This is a genomic window from Hymenobacter sp. CRA2 (assembly GCF_002007105.1).
GTDB lineage: Bacteria > Bacteroidota > Bacteroidia > Cytophagales > Hymenobacteraceae > Solirubrum.
In genome coordinates, this window is sequence record NZ_MVBC01000030.1 from 1 (window position 1) to 20,656 (window position 20,656).

General features: G+C 64.0%; 10 protein-coding genes and 1 pseudogene. 7 read left to right on the forward strand and 4 right to left on the reverse strand.

The window, feature by feature from the left end; all coding sequences use genetic code 11:
* Positions 1-681: 681 nt before the first annotated feature.
* Both B0919_RS24320 and B0919_RS24325 read right to left on the reverse strand, forming a co-directional pair.
* On the reverse strand, positions 682-1,872 hold the full coding sequence (locus tag B0919_RS24320) for an FtsX-like permease family protein (protein WP_078014913.1): 1,191 nt from the start codon (positions 1,870-1,872) through the stop codon (positions 682-684).
* Positions 1,873-1,898: 26 nt separating this feature from the next.
* On the reverse strand, positions 1,899-3,146 hold the full coding sequence (locus B0919_RS24325) for an ABC transporter permease (protein ID WP_078014914.1): 1,248 nt from the start codon (positions 3,144-3,146) through the stop codon (positions 1,899-1,901).
* Positions 3,147-4,526: 1,380 nt separating this feature from the next.
* On the opposite strand from B0919_RS24325, the gene B0919_RS24330 reads away from it, so the two are divergent.
* Both B0919_RS24330 and B0919_RS24335 read left to right on the forward strand, forming a co-directional pair.
* Positions 4,527-4,925 carry a response regulator gene (locus B0919_RS24330; protein WP_078014915.1) on the forward strand — a complete coding sequence of 133 codons (399 nt, stop codon included), beginning with the start codon at positions 4,527-4,529 and terminating at the stop codon, positions 4,923-4,925.
* A gap of 107 nt (positions 4,926-5,032) precedes the next feature.
* A pseudogene (locus B0919_RS24335) lies at positions 5,033-6,247 on the forward strand (ATP-binding protein).
* 124 nt (positions 6,248-6,371) lie between these two features.
* Here the strand turns inward: B0919_RS24335 and B0919_RS24345 are convergent.
* Positions 6,372-9,377, reverse strand: coding sequence for a PAS domain S-box protein (locus B0919_RS24345; RefSeq protein ID WP_078014918.1), 3,006 nt, complete (start codon positions 9,375-9,377; stop codon positions 6,372-6,374).
* Positions 9,378-9,982: 605 nt separating this feature from the next.
* Here B0919_RS24345 and B0919_RS24350 point away from each other — a divergent pair.
* From B0919_RS24350 to B0919_RS24370, 5 genes are all read left to right on the forward strand, one after another.
* Positions 9,983-16,141, forward strand: coding sequence for a PAS domain S-box protein (locus tag B0919_RS24350; RefSeq protein WP_078014919.1), 6,159 nt, complete (start codon positions 9,983-9,985; stop codon positions 16,139-16,141).
* A 24-nt stretch (positions 16,142-16,165) separates the two neighbouring features.
* Positions 16,166-17,110, forward strand: coding sequence for a sensor histidine kinase (locus tag B0919_RS24355; RefSeq protein WP_078014920.1), 945 nt, complete (start codon positions 16,166-16,168; stop codon positions 17,108-17,110).
* A gap of 524 nt (positions 17,111-17,634) precedes the next feature.
* Positions 17,635-17,946: an STAS domain-containing protein gene (locus B0919_RS24360; protein WP_078014921.1), complete on the forward strand. Its 312-nt coding sequence runs from the start codon at positions 17,635-17,637 to the stop codon at positions 17,944-17,946.
* An 88-nt stretch (positions 17,947-18,034) separates the two neighbouring features.
* A complete protein-coding gene (locus B0919_RS24365) occupies positions 18,035-18,412 on the forward strand; it encodes a hypothetical protein (protein ID WP_078014922.1) in 378 nt (125 codons plus the stop codon).
* 71 nt (positions 18,413-18,483) lie between these two features.
* Positions 18,484-19,971, forward strand: coding sequence for an IS1182 family transposase (locus B0919_RS24370; protein WP_078014923.1), 1,488 nt, complete (start codon positions 18,484-18,486; stop codon positions 19,969-19,971).
* Positions 19,972-20,265: 294 nt separating this feature from the next.
* On the opposite strand, the gene B0919_RS25820 is transcribed toward B0919_RS24370, so the two are convergent.
* Positions 20,266-20,499 (reverse strand): tyrosine-type recombinase/integrase, encoded by a 234-nt coding sequence (locus B0919_RS25820; protein ID WP_254846669.1) that lies wholly within the window; start codon positions 20,497-20,499, stop codon positions 20,266-20,268.
* Positions 20,500-20,656 lie beyond the last annotated feature (157 nt).

Below are 20,656 nucleotides of genomic sequence, written 5' to 3' on the forward strand. Positions count from 1 at the left end.
CGCAAAAGCGCGCGGCCACTTGGGCCTGCCGGGCGCCCGGCTCGGCCAGCGCCTGCGCCACGCGCTGACGCAAATCCATCGAGTATGCTTGCATACAGCCGCTTACGTACGCGGAGCGCCAGCAGCTACATTGTCTGTGAATCTGCTATATATAATCTGGTGGACATAGCCAATCGGTCAGAGCTGTTCTACAGATTTCTCATCGCCTAGATAGGCAACCTTGTACTTTGATTGCTGTACGAGTTTTCTGAACCATCTTCAGCCATTGGCGCTAGGTCGAGCTTGCGGTTCAGCTGCTGGTGGAGTTGTAGAAGAAAACGGCTGTTCCACTTTCTGGAAAAGGCATTCAGTTAGATGAAGGTTTGGTCAGAAACTGGGCGGCGCCGGCCTTCATCATACCGGCCACGGTCAATTCGATGGAGCCCCAGCCGGTGAGCAGTACCACGGACAGCGCCAGGACCAACCGTCTCCCAACTCAGCCAGCAGAGTCAGGCCGCCGGGGCCGGTAGTCGCGAGGGAGAAAAACATGTCCGGGAGCATCAAGCGCAGGCCGGGGGCGGCCCGCCGCAGCAACAGGCTCAGGACGGTACGCACGGCGATGTCTCGTCAACCATCAGCCGCATACGGGCTATTGTAGCAGGGCAAGCACGCGAAAAAGCCGCCGGGCCTGCCGGTGCGGGGTTACTCTTCCCGCAGCGCCACCGCCGGGTGAATGCCCGCCGCCAGCCGGCTCGGGTACAGGGCGCAGAGCACCGTGAGGCCGTAAATGAGGGCAGCGGCCAGCCCCATCGCCATCAGGTACACGCCGGCCGGTACGTCCAGCGCGCCCACCAACGGAAACTGCGCCGCCACCAGCAGCCCCGGCAACACGCCAAGCGTCGTGACGACCACAATCTCGCCCACCATCTGGCTGCCGATAGCGCCGGCCGTGGCGCCCATCGCCCGGCGTATCCCAATTTCGCCCCGGCGCTTGCTGATGCTCAGCCACAAGACCCCGAACAATCCCAGCGCCACGCTCAGAATCAAGAAGCCGCATACCAGCCCGAGCACGATAAGCGGCGTCACCGCGATTTTCAGGCTCAGCGCACGGTTCTGCTCCAGGGAATTTACCGTCACCGACCAGCCTTTTGCCACGGTGGTGATTTCCTTGATTAGCTGTTGCTCTAGCAAGGCGCCGCTGCCGGGCTGCACCCGCACCAGAAAAACGGCCGCCCCATAGGTGCTTTTTTGAGCGGTATCGTACTCCAGCACGCGGCGGCGAAAGCTAACGGGGATAGTTTCGGCAAAGTCGTCCTTCGCGCGGTAGTCCACCACCCCCACTACCTGCCACTCTTTTTCGCCTTTTTCGTCGGTAAACAGTTGGCCCACTGCTTTTTCGCTGGGAAACGCGGCGTTTTTGAACGCCGTGTTGATCACGATAGGAACGCGCGTGCTAGCCGCGTCGCGTTTGTCGAACCAGCGGCCTTCCACCACGTTGAGCTTCAGCACTTCCCGCAACTCGTCGTCGGCGTCGTGGTTTGCGTTTTTGGGCATTCTTTTGCCTTTATAGAAATAGATGCCGATCCGCGAGCTAAAGGAAAAGGGCGTGTTACGGCCCGTTTTGCTCACGCCAACCACGCCTTTGGTGGCTTTTAGGCGCTGCACGGCAAGCTGAAGCTGTTGATGGAAGTCGGTCGTATCCGCGTCGGGGTCAACGTTGATTTCCCACACGTTCTGGTAATCAAAGCCCAGCGGCTGGCGGTAGTGGTACACGTTGAACAGAAACAGGCTGCTCACCGCGAAGAGGACGAAAAAGCACAGCAAGATTTCCACGGCCAGCAGCATGTTGGACCGCTTGCGGTTCCATATCAGGATCAACAGATGACGTATCATAGGAGGCAGAGGCCATGAAAACACAATTAGTTCGCGCTGGCTTTCAGGGCTTCAACGGGCGCCACCCTGGACATTTTGAAGGCGGGATACACGCCCGACAGTACCCCAAAGAACACGGCCGCCAGCAGGGCCCAGCCAAATACGCGCACGTTGAGCGTGAGCCGGGCGTAAGGAATCAAACCGGCGTCGTTAATTAGCTCCAGGACACCGTAGGCCAAGGCGAGCCCCAACAGCCCACCCAGTAGAGTCAGAAAGATATTCTCGATCAGAAACTGCCCCACCAGCGTGTTGCTGGTGGCGCCAAAAGCCTTACGCACTCCTATTTCGGAACTACGATCCATAATGCGGCTCAGGTTGATATTCACCAGGTTCAGCGCCGGCAACGCCATAAACAGCAAGGCTAGACCAAAGGCGATAAAGTAAAAGGCCGTGATTTTGGGTGATTCCGACTCCCCCTGCCCCAAGATTTGGCGGGTCAACGTGGCCAACAGGCCGTCGGCGTGGGCGGTCAGCGTCTTTACGTCGGGGTTGGGATTGACCACGCGCTTTAGCACCTGCTGATACTCGGCGTCGATGGTTTCCAGGTCGGTGCCTTCGGGGGCTAGCAGCGCCGCGAAATACTCGCCCTCCAGGGCAGGGCCGCGGAGGTCGGCCTTGGTGGTGGTCATGGGGGCCCACACTTCGGCGTAGGAGTTGAAGCGCAGAATCGACACGTCGCTCACCACGCCCAGCACCCGAAACCGGCGCTGGTCCACTTCAAGGGTGCGGCCCACGACGCCCCGGGTTGTGCCGAAATACTCGCGGGCCGTGGTTTCCGAAATCACCACCACGCGGTTGGCCGCGCGCAGGTCGTTGGCGTTGTAGGGCTTGCCGTCGAGGAAGCGAAAATCGAAGACCTCCCAGAACACATTGTCGGTAAACTTCAGATCGAGTTCCACCTTCTTGTTGCCGATGTAGCTGGGGCTGGCACGAAACAGCGAGTAAAAAGCTATTTTCTCGGGCGACTTCATCGGGCGCACGTACTTATCCAGAAAGTAAGGACTGGGCGGGGTATTTATTTGGTTTCCATCCGCATAGCCCTGGTTCAAAAACGTGATAAACGCCATGCGCTTGATGCGCGACTCGGGCGCGTGGGCCCCCTGAAGGTGGTCGGATATGGCGGCAATCACCAGCAGTACCATGAGCGTAAAGCTGATGCCAAACAGGCTGATAAAGGTGAAGAACTTGCGCCGCAGCAAGACCTTCCAGGCAAGTTTAAGGTAGGAGAGCAGCATGAAAGGGCCGGTTGAAACGTGAGCAGGTGCTGAGGAGAGGCGACCAACAGGCGGCCCCGCGCCGAAGTCGTTTGCGGAGAACGGCCGCCGACCGGGCGCGCCACTCCGAGCCGGGGCAAGTACCCGCGTTCGTGAGCACCATCACGACGTCTTTGCCCACCAGGCGAATTGCAGCGGTGCAGCCCAGCCAGTCCTCCGCTCCACCGCGGCGTGCCTTGGTCGTGCGGCCGTTTCGTTTCACCACCCCGCCCGGGCCGTGGTGATCTTGCTCCGGGCTGGGGATGGCACGCTCGAACACCTGCGGGACGAAAAGCTTTTGGTGGCTGCCGTCTGCTCGCACCTGTTGCTTGGGCGGCGCTTTCAGCCACTTGTGTAAGCTTGTGGCGGCCAGTAGATAGCGGCGGCGTTGGCGATGCTTGGTAACGGTAGTGCAAATGGCTCTGTCCATTTTCGAACAGGGAATAGGTCAGTTCCTGCTCTGCAATTCAAACCCCGCGCCATATGCATAACTACCTGACAACTAGCTCACAGGCGCAACATTGAATGAATGTAATTCAGCAAAACATGTCCGTTTCCGAACAACTTGTCCCTAAATGGACGGTGTTGACGTTTGCAAAAAAGAGGGTGTGCCGTAAACGTGGCCCCTTTTGTAAAAGAAGCGTATTTCGAAGCAGATGGGTTCGTGCTTCCTGTTCGAAGGTGCTTACCACATTGCCATAGCACGGCAAGCAACAGCAGCAGGGCCAACATAGGCGGCAAGAGCGCCGGAGGCAGGTCGACCTCCATGATTTGCGGTAGCGAGGGTACCAGACGGGGAGCTGCTGCTTATCGCGCAGGGCGAGGTAGGCGGGAACGGACACGTACCGTGAAATGGTGTAGGTGTCGCCGTCGGAAGCGTTGCGGTACTGCTACGCTAAGTGGCCTTCCTTTAGGGCCGTGATGGTGCCGGTAGAACGGCGGCTATCAACGCGGAGCAAGAACGCAGGCAGGGTGCTGTAGACGAGAAAAGCCAAAGCCACCAGCAGCACGACGAACCCATGCGGGTAGTTAGGTTTCCCTGCACCCATGCCATGCTGTAATCGAGAGGCCTCAAGATGACACTTTTCATGGTGCGCCTCACAAGGGTAACTCAGCGAAATGGTCGTTTCGCTTTACGGAGGAGTTCCTTCTGAACCTGATATCAGGCAGCTTGTCTGCTTCGGCTACGGACGGCCCCGTGCCAATCCCTTTCACCGGTAGTCGGATTCACGACGTCGGTTCCCAACGGTTACTGCGCCGGCCAATATTCGGTACAAATCACGGGGTGGAATCCGCACTTCAACGCACCCAAGTGCCCGCGGTACCACCGACCTTTAGATTAGTCTTCTTGTACCCAACGCTATGCTCCTTCCTCACCGCATCCTGATTGTCGAGCCCGGCGCCCCGCTGCAACTCGGGCTCCAGCAACAGTTCGCGCGCTGGGGCTTCGTGCGGGTGACGACCGTGGAAACCGGCACGCAGGCGCTGGACCAGGCGGACGTGCTGCGACCGGACTTGGTGGTGCTCACGGCTCCCAAGGATAACAGCGTGGACGCATCCGACCTGGCCCGCCACCTGCAAGCCCGTTGGGGGCCGGTGCCGCTGCTGCTCTTGGTTCCCGAAACCTGGCACTTGCACCGGCTGCCCGAGTCCTGGCCGGGCGTGCCCCTCTCGCGCTGCGTCCCCAAGCCGCCTACGTTACAGGAACTCCAGCACGGCGTGGAGCAGAGCCTGCACCTGACCCTACCCGCCGTAGCTTGACGGAACGGATTCAGCCTAGCCCCCTTCTTTTACAAGCGCGTTGCGGCGCGAGGTAGCCAAGTTTGCTGGTGTGCGTATGAAACGAAGTCTGTTACTTTGGTCCGCTTATGCACTCAGCTCACAAACCCTCTTCTGCGTTAAGCTCTCCGGAGGTTGAGCTACAAGCCCTGCGGGAAGAAAACCACCGCTTACAAGCCCAGATAGCGGCAACTGCCGAACACCAGGCGCTGGCCGAACGCTACCAGCAAAGCCAGGTGCGCTTCCGCACGGTGTTCGACAACTCGCCGCTGGGCCACAAGATCATCGCGCAGGACTTGACCATTCGGCAGGCCAATCCGGCCCTGGCCCAGATGCTGGGCCTGTCCAGCCCCGACGAGCTGGTCGGCCGCCGTATCCTGGAGTTTGCTCACCCGCACCACCGCTACGACTGGAACGTGCTGCAGGAGCAGCTGTGGAGCCACAAGATGCCCAGCTTCTCGCTCGAAACCTGCCTGATGCGGCCCGACGGCTCGTCCTTTTGGTGCCAGGTCACCTCGGTGCTGTTTCCGGACGAGGCTGGGGAAATGGGCTACACCACGCTCGAAGACATCACAGCGCGTAAGGAGGCCGAAGCGGCGCTGCAGCGCCTCTACGACGCGCAGGAAACCGTCATGCACGTCATTGCCCACGACCTGAAAAGCCCGCTGGCCAACATCCAGATGCTGGTGGAGGTACTCAAGGGCGATGATGCGCTGCTGGGTGCCTGCCCGGCGGACGTGCAGCAGGAAACGCGGGCGTTTCTGGAGATGATCCAGCGCGCGTGCACCGAAGCCAACGCCCTACTGCAGGACGTGCTCTACCTGGGCGACCTGGACGCCAAGCGGCTGGTTAAGCAGCGCCTCGACCTGAACGCCTTCCTCGACGCGCGGCTGATCGTGTACCGCGTAGCGGCGCAGCAAAAAGGCATTGAGTTGGTGCAGGAGCTGCCGGCGGAAGTCGTACACGCCCACCTCAACCCGGAGAAGTTTGCCCGGGTGCTCGACAACCTACTCACCAACGCCCTGAAGTTCACGCCTGCCGGCGGCCGCGTAACCGTGCAGCTGCGGCCGCACGCCGGTCGGGCCCGGCTGACGGTGCAGGATACGGGCATGGGCATTCCGGCCGAGCTGCAGGAGCACCTCTTCGACTAGTTCAGCTCGGCCGCCCGCACCGGCCTCTACGGCGACACGACCACCGGCCTGGGCTTGTTCATCACCAAGCAGATCGTGAAGCTGCACGGCGGCAGGATCTGGGTTGAAAGCCAGGAGCACGCGGGCACCACGTTCTTCATCGAAGTGGCGTGACGAGCAATTACTAAGCCCTGTCGTCGGTCAGAAACCTGCGCATAGCATACCAGTGTGTTTCGCCCCCATTTAGGTTCGACAAAACGTTCCCGGTTGTAGCGGTGCCCCTTGCCGGACGCACAGCCTAGCGGCGGAAGTAGACGGTAAACGTGGTGCCCACGCCCAGCGCGCTGTGGACCTCGATTTTTCCGCCGTGGTTTTCCACGATGCGCTTAACCATGTAGAGACCGATGCCCGAGCCCTCCACGTGGCTGTGAAAGCGCCGGAACATGGTAAACAGCTCGGCCTGCTTGGCAGCCTCCAGCCCCAGGCCGTTGTCCTGCACTTCCAGCACGGTGTACTCACCTTCCTCCCGGCAGCGGACCTGCACGTGGGGCACGCGGTCGGGGTGGCGGTACTTCAGGGCGTTGCTGAGCAGGTTGTACACCACTGAGCGCAGGTTCTTCACCGAAAACGGCACGCTCGGGCACGCGGTAATGGCCACCTCGACCTGGGCGCCGGTTTTGGTAATGAGCGGCTGCAGGTCCTGCCGCACGTCGCTAATGATGGGGTGCAAGGACACATTCTCCACCGGCTGCTCGTGCGCTTTCTGCAGCTTCGTGACGTCGCTCAGGTACTCGATGGTGCGCTGGAAGCGCTGCACCGACTCCTGCATCATGCCCAGCAGCGGCACCACGTCGTACGTCTGTTGCACCTGGTCGGGGAGCTGAGCTTGCAGCGCCAGGATCAAGCCCTCGATGTTGGTGATGGGCGCTTTCAGGTCGTGCGAGGCGGTATAGATGAAGTTGTCCAGATCCACATTGGTGCGCCGCAGCTGCTCATTCGTCACCTGCAACTGCTGCCGGGACTGGTGCAACTGCTCCTCGGCATCTTTGCTGGCCGTGATGTCGAGCACGAACTCCACGCACTCGCCGGTGCTCAGGCGCTTGCCGGCAAACAGGCCCCACCAGCGCGAGCCGTCGGACCGGATGTACTGCTTTTCGTAGGGCGTGTTCTGGCCGCGGGTAAGTAGCTCGTGCTGGGAGCGGCGCGTGGCGTCCATGAATTCGGGCGGCGTCACCTCGTCCCAGCGCACCCGGCCGCTGACGAAGTCTTCGCGGGAAAAGCCGCTCATGCGCTGAAACGCCGCGTTGGCGTCGTTGATGCCGCCCTGCAGGTCGAAGAAGATGACGCCGACCGTATTGATGGACATGGCCTGCTGCAAGCGCTCCTCCGAGCGGCGCAGAGCCGCTTCACTTTCCTTCCGCTCGGTGATGTCGTAGCTCACGGCCAGCACGGCGTCCACTTGCCCGGCGGCGTCCGGTAGTGGCACGCCGCGGGTCAGAAACGTGCGGCCGTGGGCTTCCAGCTCCTCGGTAAAGGCGTCGCCGGCCAGCGCCGCCCGATAAGGAGCTTCGTGCTGGTCTCGCAGCTCCGGCGGCAGCACCTCGCCCACGGTGCGGCCCAGCAGGTCGTGGGGGGTGAAGCCGTCCTGGCGCAGCACCTCGCCCTCGGCCAGCTGGTAGCGCAGCTCGCCGTCGACGACGAACACGGCGCCGCCGGGCAGGTGCTCGATCAGGGCCCGCAGGCGCTGCTCGCTGGCACGCAGGGCCTCCTCGGCGCGCTTGAGCGCGTCGATGTCCACGATGACGGTGACATGGCCGGTAACCTGCCCCGCACTGCCCATGAGCGGCACGGCGCTGACCTGCGCCCAGACCTCGGTGCCATCCTCCTGGGTGTAGCGCATGTCGGTGCCCGGCACCACTTTCTCGCCTCGCAGGGCGCGGGCGCCGGGGAAGTCGGCGGGCTGCAGCAGGCGCCCGTCCGGGTGAGTAGCGCGCCAGCGGCGGGCCGAGGCTTCGTCGCGCGAGGGAATCACGCCGGTGGGCAGGTACCGCTGCATTTGCCCATTGGCCAGGGTGAGCTTCCCGCTGGCATCCACCACGCCGATGCCGACCGGCAGGGCTTCGAACACGGCCGCGAGTCGGGCCTCGCTGGCGCGCAGGGCCGCTTCGGCGCATTTGCGCTCCGTGATGTCGCGGAAAAACACCGACAAGCCCCCTTCGCTGCCCGGGTAAATAAGCGTGTCAATCCAGGTGCCCAGCAGCGGCGACACGGTTTCGTAGTGCACCGGCTGGCCCGTCTGCTGCACCTGGTAGTGCATGCGGTAGGATTCGCTGCCGACGGCTTTGGGAAACTCCGTCCAGTAGTGCCGGCCGATCAGCTCGTCCCGGTCGCGGCCCCAGAGCCGGGCCGCCCGCTGGTTGACGTAGGTAAAGCGGAACCCCGCGTCCAGGGCGTAAAAGGCGTCGGTGGTGCTTTCCAGGATGTCGACGGTGTGCGCGTGGGCCCGGCGCAGGGCTTCTTCGGCCCGGCGGCGGGCCGTAACGGGCTGGGTGCGCCCGCCCACGGCCTCCACCGTGCCGTCGGCGGCCCACAGGGGCACGAGGGTGTATTCGTAGTCGCCCGGCACGCCGGCCGGACTGGTGTAGGCCGTGGCCCCTTCCACCACCTGTCCGGTGTCGATTACCTGGCTAATCTGCGCCTGCAGCCGGCTGGCAAGCGGCTCGGGGTGGTTTAGGTCGAAGAAGTTCTTGCCGACGGCCTGATCCAGCGACAGGCCCCACAGGTCCAGCAAGGGCTGGTTAACGTAGCGAAAGCGCCCGTCGAGGTCAAACACGTACACAAATTCCTGCAGGCCGGCCAGCACGGCGTCGTACGCCTGCAGCTGCTGGTGGGGCGCCGATTCTTGCGGCTCGGCCGGGCGTTGGTCGTCCCGTTCGGCGAAGCTCACCACCAGCGTGTCCTCGGTGCGGCGGGCCTGCACGCGGAAGCCGCCCCCGCCGCCGTAGCGCAGCGAGGCTGCCGCCGCTTGCCCCGTCAGGAACGCGTCGCGGTGAAACGCCCAGCTACCGTCAAACAGGGCTTCCGGAAACTGCTGCCGATAGGTAGTATCCGGCCGGACCGTCAGCCCCAGCAGGCGCTGGGCGGCCGGATTGAGGTAGGCCACCGCCAAGTCGGCGAGCTGCCCCGCGGCATCGTACACGGGCGTGTAGAGCGCCACGCCGGTCAGCGAAACCTCGCACAGCGTTTCCAGCAGCTTATCGGTTGACCTAACTTCCGTCGGGGGCACAGTAAGGGATGCACGCATACCAGCTAGAGCAGGGCCAGGCCCCGAAAACAGTGCGCCCGCACAGCTTGGGCGCTTGGTGGTAGTAGAAGCAGCAACGTAAGCAGCGAACGGGCGCAGCCAGCCGGTTTAGCCGTTTCGTCGGTGGCGGCAAAACGCGGCAAGCCCCCCGTGGGTTCCGTTGCAGCATGCCATAAATTCAGGGTCTTATCCAGGAATGAAAAAGCCTTTGCTGTTTACTTGCGTAGCAAAATAAGTGTTGCTACGTGTGTAGAGAGCCGCCGACACGCTGGCTTGCAAACTACCCCACTGAGGAACCTGTGTAGGGTAAGCAGTCGGCTGAAAACCTTGGTTTGTGCTACAGGACTCGTCTGGTCGCAAAATAAATACCGTCGGCAACCGGCAGTGGGTAATCAGGGAATAACCCCAGCAGCGGGGTACAGGTGCGGGGTGCGTGCGTCGGTACAGGGCCGGCAGCTGCCCCGGCAGGCCGGACGAGCTTGCCGCGACTTGGTAAATCGTGTTATTTGCTTATCCTCCACGTCTGTTGCCCCGTCGCGTGAGCCTGGTCTGCGTACGTGCCGCGGTACACCGGTCGGCCTTGCGCGGTTGCTTTCTGCGCCGCCATGCCTACTTCTGATATTCCTGGGGCCGCTGCGCGTGCTTCGGCCAATCATACCGCTTCGGCCCCCGGCCAGAGCGCGTCCTTGCTGGCCGCCGTGCCCTGGGGCGTGCTGCTGGCCCCCGACGGCACGGTAGCGCAGCTCAACGCCGCCGCTGAAGCCCTGTGGGGCCTGCCCGCGGCCGCCGTCCTCGGCCGGCGGCCCGAAGCCGCGCAGCCCGCCGTGCTGCCGGCCGAACTGCTGCCGGCTTTGGCCGACCCCGCCGCGCCGCCCGCCGAGTATTGGCTGCCGCACACCGGGCAGTGGATCACCCAGCGTACGGCCCCGGCGGCCGAGGCGCAACGCTGGGTGTTCTGGGACAACGTGACGACCCGCAAGCAGGCTGAAACCGCCCAGCAGCGCAGCCACGAGTTGCTGCTGGCCGTGGAGGACGTGGCCCGCACCGGCTCCTACGAGGCCAACCTGGCCACCGGGCGCTTCTACTTTTCCGACGGCATGTTCCGCCTCTTCGGGGAGGCCCCGCAAGCCTTCGTGCCCACGCTGAACTTCATCGACGCCCGCTCGCACCCCGACGATGCCGCCCACGTGCGGCAGGTACTCGACCAGGCCGTGCGCACGAAACAGCCCTACCACTACCTGCGCCGCATCTACTGGCCTACGGGTGAGGAGCGCACCCTCGAAGCCCACGGCAACGTGGTGTGCGACGCCGCGGGCACGCCCGTGAAGCTGCGGGGGCTGGTGCAGGACGTGACCGAGCGGCAGCAAGCCGAGCAGCAACGGCAGCAAAGCCACGCCCTGCTGCAGGCCACCATCGACAGCTCCCTGGACCTGGTGCAGGTGTTCGAGGCCGTGCGCGACGAGCAGGGCCAAGTGGTGGATTTCGCCTGGGTGCTGAACAACGCCGCCGCTGAGCGCCTGTATGGCGACGTCATCGGCCAGCGCCTGTGCCAGCTCAACCCCGGCGTGGTGCAAGAAGGCATCTTGGACACGTTCAAGCGGGTGCTCGAAACCGGCGTGCCCGACCAATCGGAGCGCCACTACGTGCACGAGCAGTTCGACGGCTGGTTTCACCAGTCGGTGGTGAAGCTCGGCGACGGCGTGACCACCACCCGCGACATCACCGAGCGCAAGCAGGCCGAGCAGGAAATCCGCGCCAGCCAGCACCTGCTGCAAACCGTGTTCGACGTGTCGCTCAACCCCATAGCCTACCACCAGGCCCTGCGCGGCGCGGCCGGCAACATTGTCGACTTCACCTTTCAGCTCGAAAACCGCGAGGCGCGCAAGTACGCTGCCACCGACCGCACCGGCCGGCGGTATTCGGAGGCATACCCGGGCATTCGAGCCACCCCCGTGTTCGAAATGTACCGGGACGTGGTGGAAACCGGTCAGCCCCTCGATGCCGAAGTGCTGCTTACCCTGAAGGGCGCCGAGCACTGGTTTCACCTGATGGCCGCCAAGCTGGACGACGGCCTGGTGGCCACCGCCGTCGACATCACCGCCCGCAAACAAGCCGAACAAGAGCTTCGCGAAACCCAACGCCTGCTCCAGACCATCGTCGACTCTTCTCCCGCGTCCATCTCCGCTTACCAGCCGGTGTACCAGGACCAGGAGCTGGTGGATTTTCGGGTGGTCTTCGCCAACGCCTTCACCCAGCAAATGACGGGGCTCAACCCCGCCGGCCGGCTGCTCACAGAGGTCTTTCCCACGGTCAGGCAAAGCGGCGTGTTCGAAACAGTGAAGCAGGCCCTGCAACAGCAGCAACTGCAGGACGTGGAGCTGTGGTACGAGGGCGAAGGCCTGCGCCACTGGTTCCGGCTGATTGCCGTGCCCATGGCAGGCCAGGTGCTGGTCACCAACGAAATCATCACCGAGCGCAAGCAAGCCCAGGAAGAGGTGCTGCGCCTCAAAGACGAAGTGGCCCAGAAAGCGACCGATAAATACCAACAAATCTTCAACTCGATTGACGAAGGCTTCTGCGTGCTGGAGGTGCTGTACGACGAGGAGGGCACCGCCACAGATTACCGCTTTGCCGAAGTCAACCCCACCTTCGAACGCCAGACGGGGCTGCAGCATGTCGCCGGCAAAACCTTCCGCTCGCTGTTTACCACCGAGCCGCAGTGGATGGCGACCTACGACCGGGTGGTAAAGACCGGGGAGTCCGTCCATTTCGAGGAGTACCACCAAGGAACCGGCCGCTCGTACCAGGTGCAGGCCGCCCGCATCGGCACGGGCCCGGCCCTAGCCGTCGTGTTTCAGGACATCACCGAGCGCAAGCGCCGCGAAGCCAACTTGGCGTTCCTGGCCAGCCTGATGAGTGATTTCGCGCCGCTGAGCTCGGGCCAGGAAATTCTGGAAATGGCCGCCCAACGCTTGGCCCGCCACCTGGAGCTGGCGCGCTGCACCTTCGTGGCCATAGCCCCCGAAGCCGGGGAGTTTACCGTGCTTCACGACCACGGCCCCGCCGGCCAGCCGGCCCTGGCGGGCACCCACTCGTTGGCTGATTTTCACACCGACGCGGAAAACCAGCTGCTGGCTTCGGGCCGTCCCATGGTGGTCAGCGACGTGGCCGACGGCATCCGGTCGGCGGAGCAGGTGGCGGCCTTCCGGGCCCTGGAGGTGGGCGCGCTGGTCAACACGCCCTACCTGGTGGAGGGGCGCTGGGTATTCGACCTGGGCGTGACCTGTAGCACGGCCCGGCAGTGGAAAGCTCAGGAGCTGGAGCTGCTGCAGGAAGTAACCGCCCGGGTGTGGATACGCTTGCGGCGCGCCCAGGCCGAAGAAGCCCTGCGGGCGTCGGAAGCCAAGTACCGCACCCTGTTCGAGTCCATCGACGAGGGCTTCTGCATCATCGAGCTGGTGGCGGACGAGCAGGGCACGGCCCTGGACTACCGCTTCCTCGAAGTAAACCCCGTGTTTGAGCGGCAAACCGGCGTGACCGGCGCGCGGGGCCGCCTGGTGAGCGAGCTGGTGCCGGCCACGGAGCGGCACTGGCTCGACACCTACGCCCAGGTGGTGCGCACCGGCCAGGCCGTGCGCCACGAAAACTTTCACGCAAGCACCGGCCGCTGGTACGACACCTACGCCGCGCGGGTCGACGGCCCGGGCAGCCGGCAGGTGTGCATCGTCTTCAACGACATCACCGCCCGCAAGCAGGCCGAGCAGCGGCAGCAATTCCTGCTCAAGCTTTCTGACACGCTGCGCGCCGAACCCGACGCCGACGCCGTGGCCAACCGCGCGCTCCGCCTGCTTAGCAAACACCTGCAGCTCGACCGCTGCTACGTGGCCAGGTACCGGCTGGAAGACGACCGCGCCGACATCACGCACCAGACCGGCAACGACCGGGTGCCCCCAATGCCGGCCAGCATTCGTCCCTCCGACTTTCCCGAAGCCTTCCGCGTCGTGTTCGACCGCACACTGGTCATCGAGGACTTCGCCCAGACCAAAGGTCTCTCCAATACGGACCGGGAAAACATCGGCGCGCTTGGCCTGCGTGCCATGATGGCCGCTACCCTACGCAACGGCGAAAACCAGCCGCACTTGGTCATTGTCGCGGTTTCGGCCGTGCCCCGCCGCTGGACGCCGGGCGAAATTGCGCTGCTCGAAGAAGCAACGGAGCGCGCCTGGGCCGCCGTGGAGCGCGCCCGCGCCGAAGAAGCTCTGCGCATTTCTGAAGAGAAGTTTCGCGCTGTGGCCAACCTGGTGCCTGACTTGCTCTGGCGCAGCACCCCCGGCAGCGACACCACCTGGTTCAACCAGCGCTGGTACGAGTACACCGGCCAGACGCCCGACGCCGCCGGCGACGGCTGGACGGACGCCATCCATCCCGACGACCGGCCCACCTCGGCCCAGCGCTACCGGGCCGCCGTGGCCGACGGCGAGCCGCTGCACCAGGAGCACCGCATCCGCTCGGCCCAGGGCGGCTACCGCTGGTTTCAGGTGCAGGCCCGGCCCCTGCGCAACGCCCACGGCGACATCACCGACTGGTTTGGCGCCGCCACCGACATCCACGAGCGGAAGCTGGCCGAGCTGCGCCAGCAGTTTCTGCTGCAGCTCAGCGATGCGCTGCGCCCGCTCACCGCCCCCGTCGAGGTGCAAAGCGCAGCGGCCCGCGTGCTCGGGAAGTACCTGGGCGCCGGCCGCGCGGCCTACGCCGAAATCGAGGCCGACGACGCGCACTTCGTCGTGCACCACGACTACACCGACGGCGTGCCGAGCTTCGCCGGCCGCTACCCCAACGACACCTTTGGCCCGAGGCTCTTTGCCGAGCTCCACGCCGGCCGCACCGCGGTGGTAACCGATGCGGCGCACGAGGCGCGCCTGAACGAAACCGAGCGGGCGGCCTACGCCGCGGGCTTTGTTCGGGCCGCCGTAGGCGTGCCCCTGGTCAAAGGTGGGCGGCTGGTGGGCGCCTTCTTCGTGCATTTCCCCGTGCCGTACGAGGCCACCGCCGACGAGGTGGCCCTGGTCGAAGAAGTTGCCGAGCGCACCTGGGCCGCCATGGAGCGCGCCCGCGCCGAATCCGCCCTGGCCGCCAGCGAGCAGCGCCTGCAAGTCCTGATTGCCAACCTGCCCGGCGCGGCCATGTTCATCGTCGACCGGGAGCTGCGCTACCAGCTGGCCGAGGGCGAAGCCCTACGCGCGGTGGGCCACGACCCGGCCGACTTCCGGGGCCGGCTGGTGCGCGAGCTGGCTCCGCCCGAGCAGTGGGGCACCTACCGCCGGCACTTCACCCAGGCGCTGGCGGGCCAGCCGTTTGAGCACGAGCACGCGCAGGGCGGGCGCACCTTCCTCACGCGTGGGGTGCCGCTGCCCGGCCCCAGCGGCGCCGTGGAGGCTGTGCTGGCCGTGAGCTACGACATCACCGCCCGCCAGCAGGCCGAGGACGCCCTGCGCCTGAGCGAGGAGAAGTTCCGCACCCTGGCCGACACCGCCCCGGCCCTCATCTGGTTCAACAACGAGCGGGGAGAAAACCAGTTCGTGAACCAGTACTTCCTCAACTACATCGGCCACACGCCCGAGAGCGTGGAGGGGCTAGCCTGGCACACGCTCATTCACCCCGACGACGCTCCTGCCTACCTGGCCAGCTACCAGCAAGCTGTGCAGCAGCAGCGCCGCTGGCAAAACCGCAACCGCGTGCGCCGCCACGACGGGGAATGGCACTGGTTCGAGAACTACGCCACGCCGCTGTTCGACGATGAGGGCCACTTTTTGGGCCACGTGGGCATCTCGGCCGACGTTACGGCCATTGTGCGGGCCGAAGAGGCCCTGCGAGCTTCGGAAGCCAAATACCGCACCCTGTTCGAAACCATGGAGCAGGGCTTCGGCATCGGCCAGGCCATTCCCGCCGACGAGGCCACGGGCGCGCCTTTGGACTGGCAGTGGCTGGAAGTCAATCCCCAGTTCGAACGCCTCACCGGCCTGTCGCGCGCCGCCGTGCTCAGCCAGACCACGCGCCAGCTCATCCCCGGCCTGGAAGAAATCTGGTACGAGCGGTACGCCCACGTGGGCGCCACCGGCGAAACGGTCAGCTTCGAGGCCTATTCACCGGTGCTCGACAGCTGGTTTGATGCCTACGTATTTGCCGTGGGCCTGCCCGATGCGCGCCGCGTGGCCGTGCTGTTCACCAATACCACCGAGCGCCGGCGCGCCGAAGCCGCCCTGCGCGAAGCCGAGGCCCGCCACCGCGAGCAGCTGGAGCAGCAAGTGGCCGAGCGCACCCAGGAGCTGCAAGCCAGCCGCGACCTGCTGCAGTCCGTGTTCGACACCAACCTGATTGCCATGTCGGTCATGGAAGCGGTGCGCGACGAAGCCGGCGTTATCCAGGACTTTCGCCTGGTGTTGGTGAGCCAAGAGCTGGAGCGCGACACCGGGCGCACGGATTTGGAAGGCAAGCTCTATGCTCAGGAATACCCCGGCATCCGCGAGGTTGGAATTTTCGACCTGGCGGTGCGGACCTTGGAAACGGGTGAGCCCCAGGGCACGGAGTATTACTACCCGCACGAAGGCTTTTCCAGGTGGTATGCCTGCCAGTTCGTGAAGCTCGGCGACGGCCTGGTAGCCACCAACCTCGACATCACCGAGCGCAAAACGGCCGAGCAGGAGCGCCTGAAAAACCTGCGCCTGCTGGAGCAGGCCGAAGCCGTGGCCGGCCTGGGTAGCTAGGACTACGACCTGGCCACGCGCACCATGCACTGGTCGACGGGCATGTACCAGCTGCTCGGCCTGCCGCTGGGCCAGCCCGTCAGCCCGGACGTCTACCTGCGACTGGTGGCAGACGAAGACCAGCCCCGCGCCGAGCAGCTGGTGCACCGCCTGAGCACGGGCAGCGGCGGCTTCGAGGAAACCCTGCACCTGCGCGTGGGCGAGCAGGAAAAGACCGTGCGCCTGCGGGCCGTGGTGCTCCCCGACGAGGCCGGCCATCCCGCGCGGGTGCTGGGCGTGGACTTGGACGTCAGCGCCCTGCAGCGCTTGGAAGCCGAAAACCTGCGCCTGCGGCTAACCCAGCAGCAGCAGCTGTTCAACGCCGTGCTCGAGGCCCAGGAAGCCGAACGCCAGCGCATCGCCGAGGGCCTGCACAACGGCGTGGGGCAGGTGCTGTACGCTACCAAGCTGCAGCTCGACCAAGTGCGCGCCGCCGACGCGGGCTGGCAGCGCACCTCCGAGCTGCTGGCCGATGCCATTCGCCAGACCCGCGCCATTTCGCACGAGCTGGTGCCCGTGATTCTGAACGAGTACGGTCTGGAGCCGGCCCTGCGCGACATCTGCCGCAAGCTCAGCAGCCGGCAACTACACTTCGAGTGCCAGGTGGACCTGGAAGAACTACCGCACCCGCTGCCGAAGCCGCTGCAGGTGGCCCTGTACCGCATGGCGCAGGAGCTGGGGCAGAATATAGTCAAGCACGCACAGGCCTCGGAAGCCAGCCTGACGCTGGAAGCCGTGCCGGGCTTCGTGCTGCTGCGCGCCGAGGATAACGGTGTGGGTTTCGGGGCCCGAACCGCACAAGGGCCCGGTCTGGGCCTCCGCAGCATCCGCGACCGGGTGGAGCTGCTCGGCGGGCAGATGGAAGCGGGCTCGGCAGTCGGCGTCGGCACCTTTGTACGCATTCGCCTGCCCCTACCGGCTGCTACCTGAGCACCGCACCGGCGGGGCGTGGGCCAGCCGTAGGGTGGGTGGCCTGATAGGTAATGAGCTGCGGCAAACCCCGGCCTATTCTGCCATTGGTGCAGGCTAGCGGGCCGTCGAGGTGGGATTTTGCGCGTTGCAAAATCGGCATTAGTCCCCGTTCAAACCCGTACTAAACAGGGAGCGAATCGGTTGCGGACGTCGTTTAGCGAATTGAAATAACCAGTCTGATGCCTAGGCATCTGCTTTCACCGCCAAATGGCTTCCCATGCATCACTTTACTACTTCTGCGGCCCATACGTGCTTGCCGGTGCCCGAGCCGCTTCACTTCCCGGCCCAAGATACCCGTCGCTCCCGGTTAGACACCCCGGCTCAAGGACAAACAACCGTGCGGACGGCCGAAAGCGGTGCCAGTACTCCAATGAGCTTGCCAGCCCCTACCTGTTGGTTGCGGCTGGCTTAGCACCGTCAGCAGCCCAGTTGGACTAGTGCCCACGGTCGGCGCTTTACCGGCCCCCTACCTACTGCAACCTATGCAAACTCCCAACACTTCCGCACGGCCCACCAAAGGGCAGCATGCGCTTACGCCCTTGAATCTCGACGCCGTTGACGTTGAGCAGCTTGCCCGTACCCTGGCGGCCGCCCCGCAGCACCCTCAGCCGCAGTTCCAGGTGGATTGCCGAACGCTGACCTGCCTGCACACCCGCGGCATTAGCTACGTGGTCTCGCAACTGCTGCTACTACGCCGCAGCGGTGTCGTCATCTGGCTGAGCAACGTCAGCCCCGTACTGGCCCGCTGCCTGCGCGTGCTTGGCCTTGAGTTACTGCTGCCCACGCTTCCCTAATGACGGAAAACAAAACTACCGTGGCTGTTGCAGAACTATTGCTCATCTTCAAGGGACGTTTTGCTTCGGCCTTTTTGTTTCCTCGATTATGTCAGCTGTTGGTTTACCCGACGCAACGGGTGCGTTCCGCTATGGCGAGAGCGGATTTGGTCTTACCCCGCCCTATGGGACTGGCCAATACGAGTGGGCCGATCTGCAGAGCGCATTTGGGTTCAAGCTCGATTGCTTAGTGGTCGATGAAATAGGTGTGGACCTGTTTTTCGGTAAGGGACTGTCCGTCCGGTTGACTGAATCCTTGCCTGGCTGGCCTACTTTCTTGCAACAGTTCAGAAACCGCTTTCCAGCTGTCCCTGAGCAGTGGGAGCGGGACGTAATGTTTCCGCCCTTTGCGACCAACTTAACCTTGCTTTTCGACCGCAGCGGCCGTTCCCTCCCACAGGCCGAATCCGTTTGGTACAACGCCTAGCTACTGGCGGTAGTCAGCAGAACAGGAAGAGCATTTGCCTGGGGTGGTTATGCTTCGCGTAAAGAGAGAGTATGCAAGGCAAGAAGCAGTACCTGGAGCGGCCCATACCCTCGTTTCGGCTCTCGGAACGAGTGCCCAAGCACAACCTGTACCGGCGGCTCGACGAGCTACTGGACTTGAGCTTTCTCTACGACGCCACCGCCGAACTCTACAGCCACACGGGCCAGCCCTCGCTTGATCCAGTAGTGTTCTTCAAACTGTTGCTGGTAGGGCGGCTGGAGAACCTGGTCAGCGACCGACGCCTACTCGAGCACCGCGCGATGCGGCTGGACATACTGCTCTTCCTGGGCTACGGGCTGGACGAGGAGCTGCCCTGGCACTCGACCGTGAGCCGCACGCGCCAGCTCTACCCGCCGGCGTTGTTCGAGCAGTTGTTTGACCGGGTCTTTGCGTTGTGCGTGGCGCAGGGACTGGTCGCCGGCGACACGCAGGCCGTCGACTCGGCGCCGGTGAAAGCCAACGCGGCGCTCGAAAGCCTGCAGCCGAAGCAGCCGGCCGAAGCGAGTACAGCTGCGCCGCACGCGGCGGCCGTGCTCTCCGTCCCGGCCCACCAGCTGCGCAACGAAGCCGCTCGGCAAGCCAAGCGGCAGGCCGCGCCGGGTGCACCCGGCGCTAGCCATCCCAAGGCGCGGTTGCTCAGCAACAAGACTCACTACAGCACCACCGACCCGGACGCGCGCGTCTCCGTCAAGCCCGGCAAAGTGCGCGCCCTCAATTACCTCTGCAGCCTGGCCGTGGACACGGCAGCGGGCGTGATCAGCCACGTACAGGCCGACTTCGCCGATAGCCGCGACAGCCTGCATTTGCCCGGCATCGTGCGGCAGCTGCTGCCCCGTTTGCGGGCACAAGGGCTGCTCTGGCGCGATGTGCTGGCCGACGCCGGCTACGCCAATGGCTTCAACTACGCGCTGCTGGAAGAGTGGGGCCTCACCGGCTGGATTCTCGTCTTCGGACAGTACAAGCCGCAGGTCGAAGGCTTCCGCTACGACCTGGCCACCGATACCTACACCTGCGCGGCGGGCAAGCCGCTGCCCTTCCAGAAATACGACACGACCGCCGACGGCGGCTGGCTGAAGATCTATTGGGCGGCCTACCAAGACTGTAAGCAGTGCCCGCTGAAACCGACCTGTGCCCCGACGGCGCGCCGCAAGCAACTCACCCGCACAGCATACGACCCGCCCTACCGCCGGGCCTGGGCCCGGCAGCAGAGCCGGCAAGGCCAGGCCATGCGCCGACGACGGCAAAGCACGGTCGAGCCCGTCTTCGGCAACCTGATTCACCTCTACGGCCTGCGTCGGGTCAACACCCGTAGCCGCGCCAGCGCCCACAAGACGATGCTGCTGGCGGCCGTGGCCTACAACCTCAAAAAGCTGCTGGCCACCGCCCCAGCAGGCGGTGGCCATGCAGCTGGCCTTGCCCTGCCACCAGCCTTCCAGCACGTATTGGCGTGGGAAGCACCAATCGGGTGCATCGAAAAGGTTACCTCATGCCCGGCTTAATCGGCTAGCCCGAGTTCTGCAACAGCCACGTTCGTTTGACTGAACAAGCTATGCACCATCGTCAAGTACTACAACCAAGCCTTCAACAGGCTTAGTACGGTTCAGGATACCCGTTTAGTAGTCAAAGCATAGTAAAAACCAACTTGTCGATGAGTAAACTAAACGTTCAGACGCAGCAACAATGGATGCGACTTAGCCCCAGTATTATTGCTACTGATAGAACAAGAGCCGCGTTTCTGGTTTAGAAACGCGGCTCTTGTTTGCCGAGGGAAAACTACCCTAAGCCCTCTGAGCTTATAACAAGCCTTCAAAAGCGGCATCTACTTGTTCGGAAGCAAACGATTCTAGGTAGATGGCAGTAACAGCTTCTGATTTGTGTCCCATAGCTTGCGAGATGACGGCCGTATTGGCACCGCTGCGACGCAGCGTGGTACCAAAGGAGTGCCGGGCGACATAGGTCGTCAGCGGCGTAGCAATACCGGCCTTCTCCCCTAGCTCCTTTAAGTCCGCGTTGACTTGCCCTAGCACCTTGTGCAAACGATGGGCGGCCCCTGCCGTGGGGGGGGTAGAAACAGCGACGCCCCCTCGGCGGGCGAACCGCGAGGGGGCGAAGCGAGGGACAAGGTTGGCGGCGACCGACTCTCCCGCCGGCGAAGGCAGTACCATGGGCGCTCCGGGGCTTAAC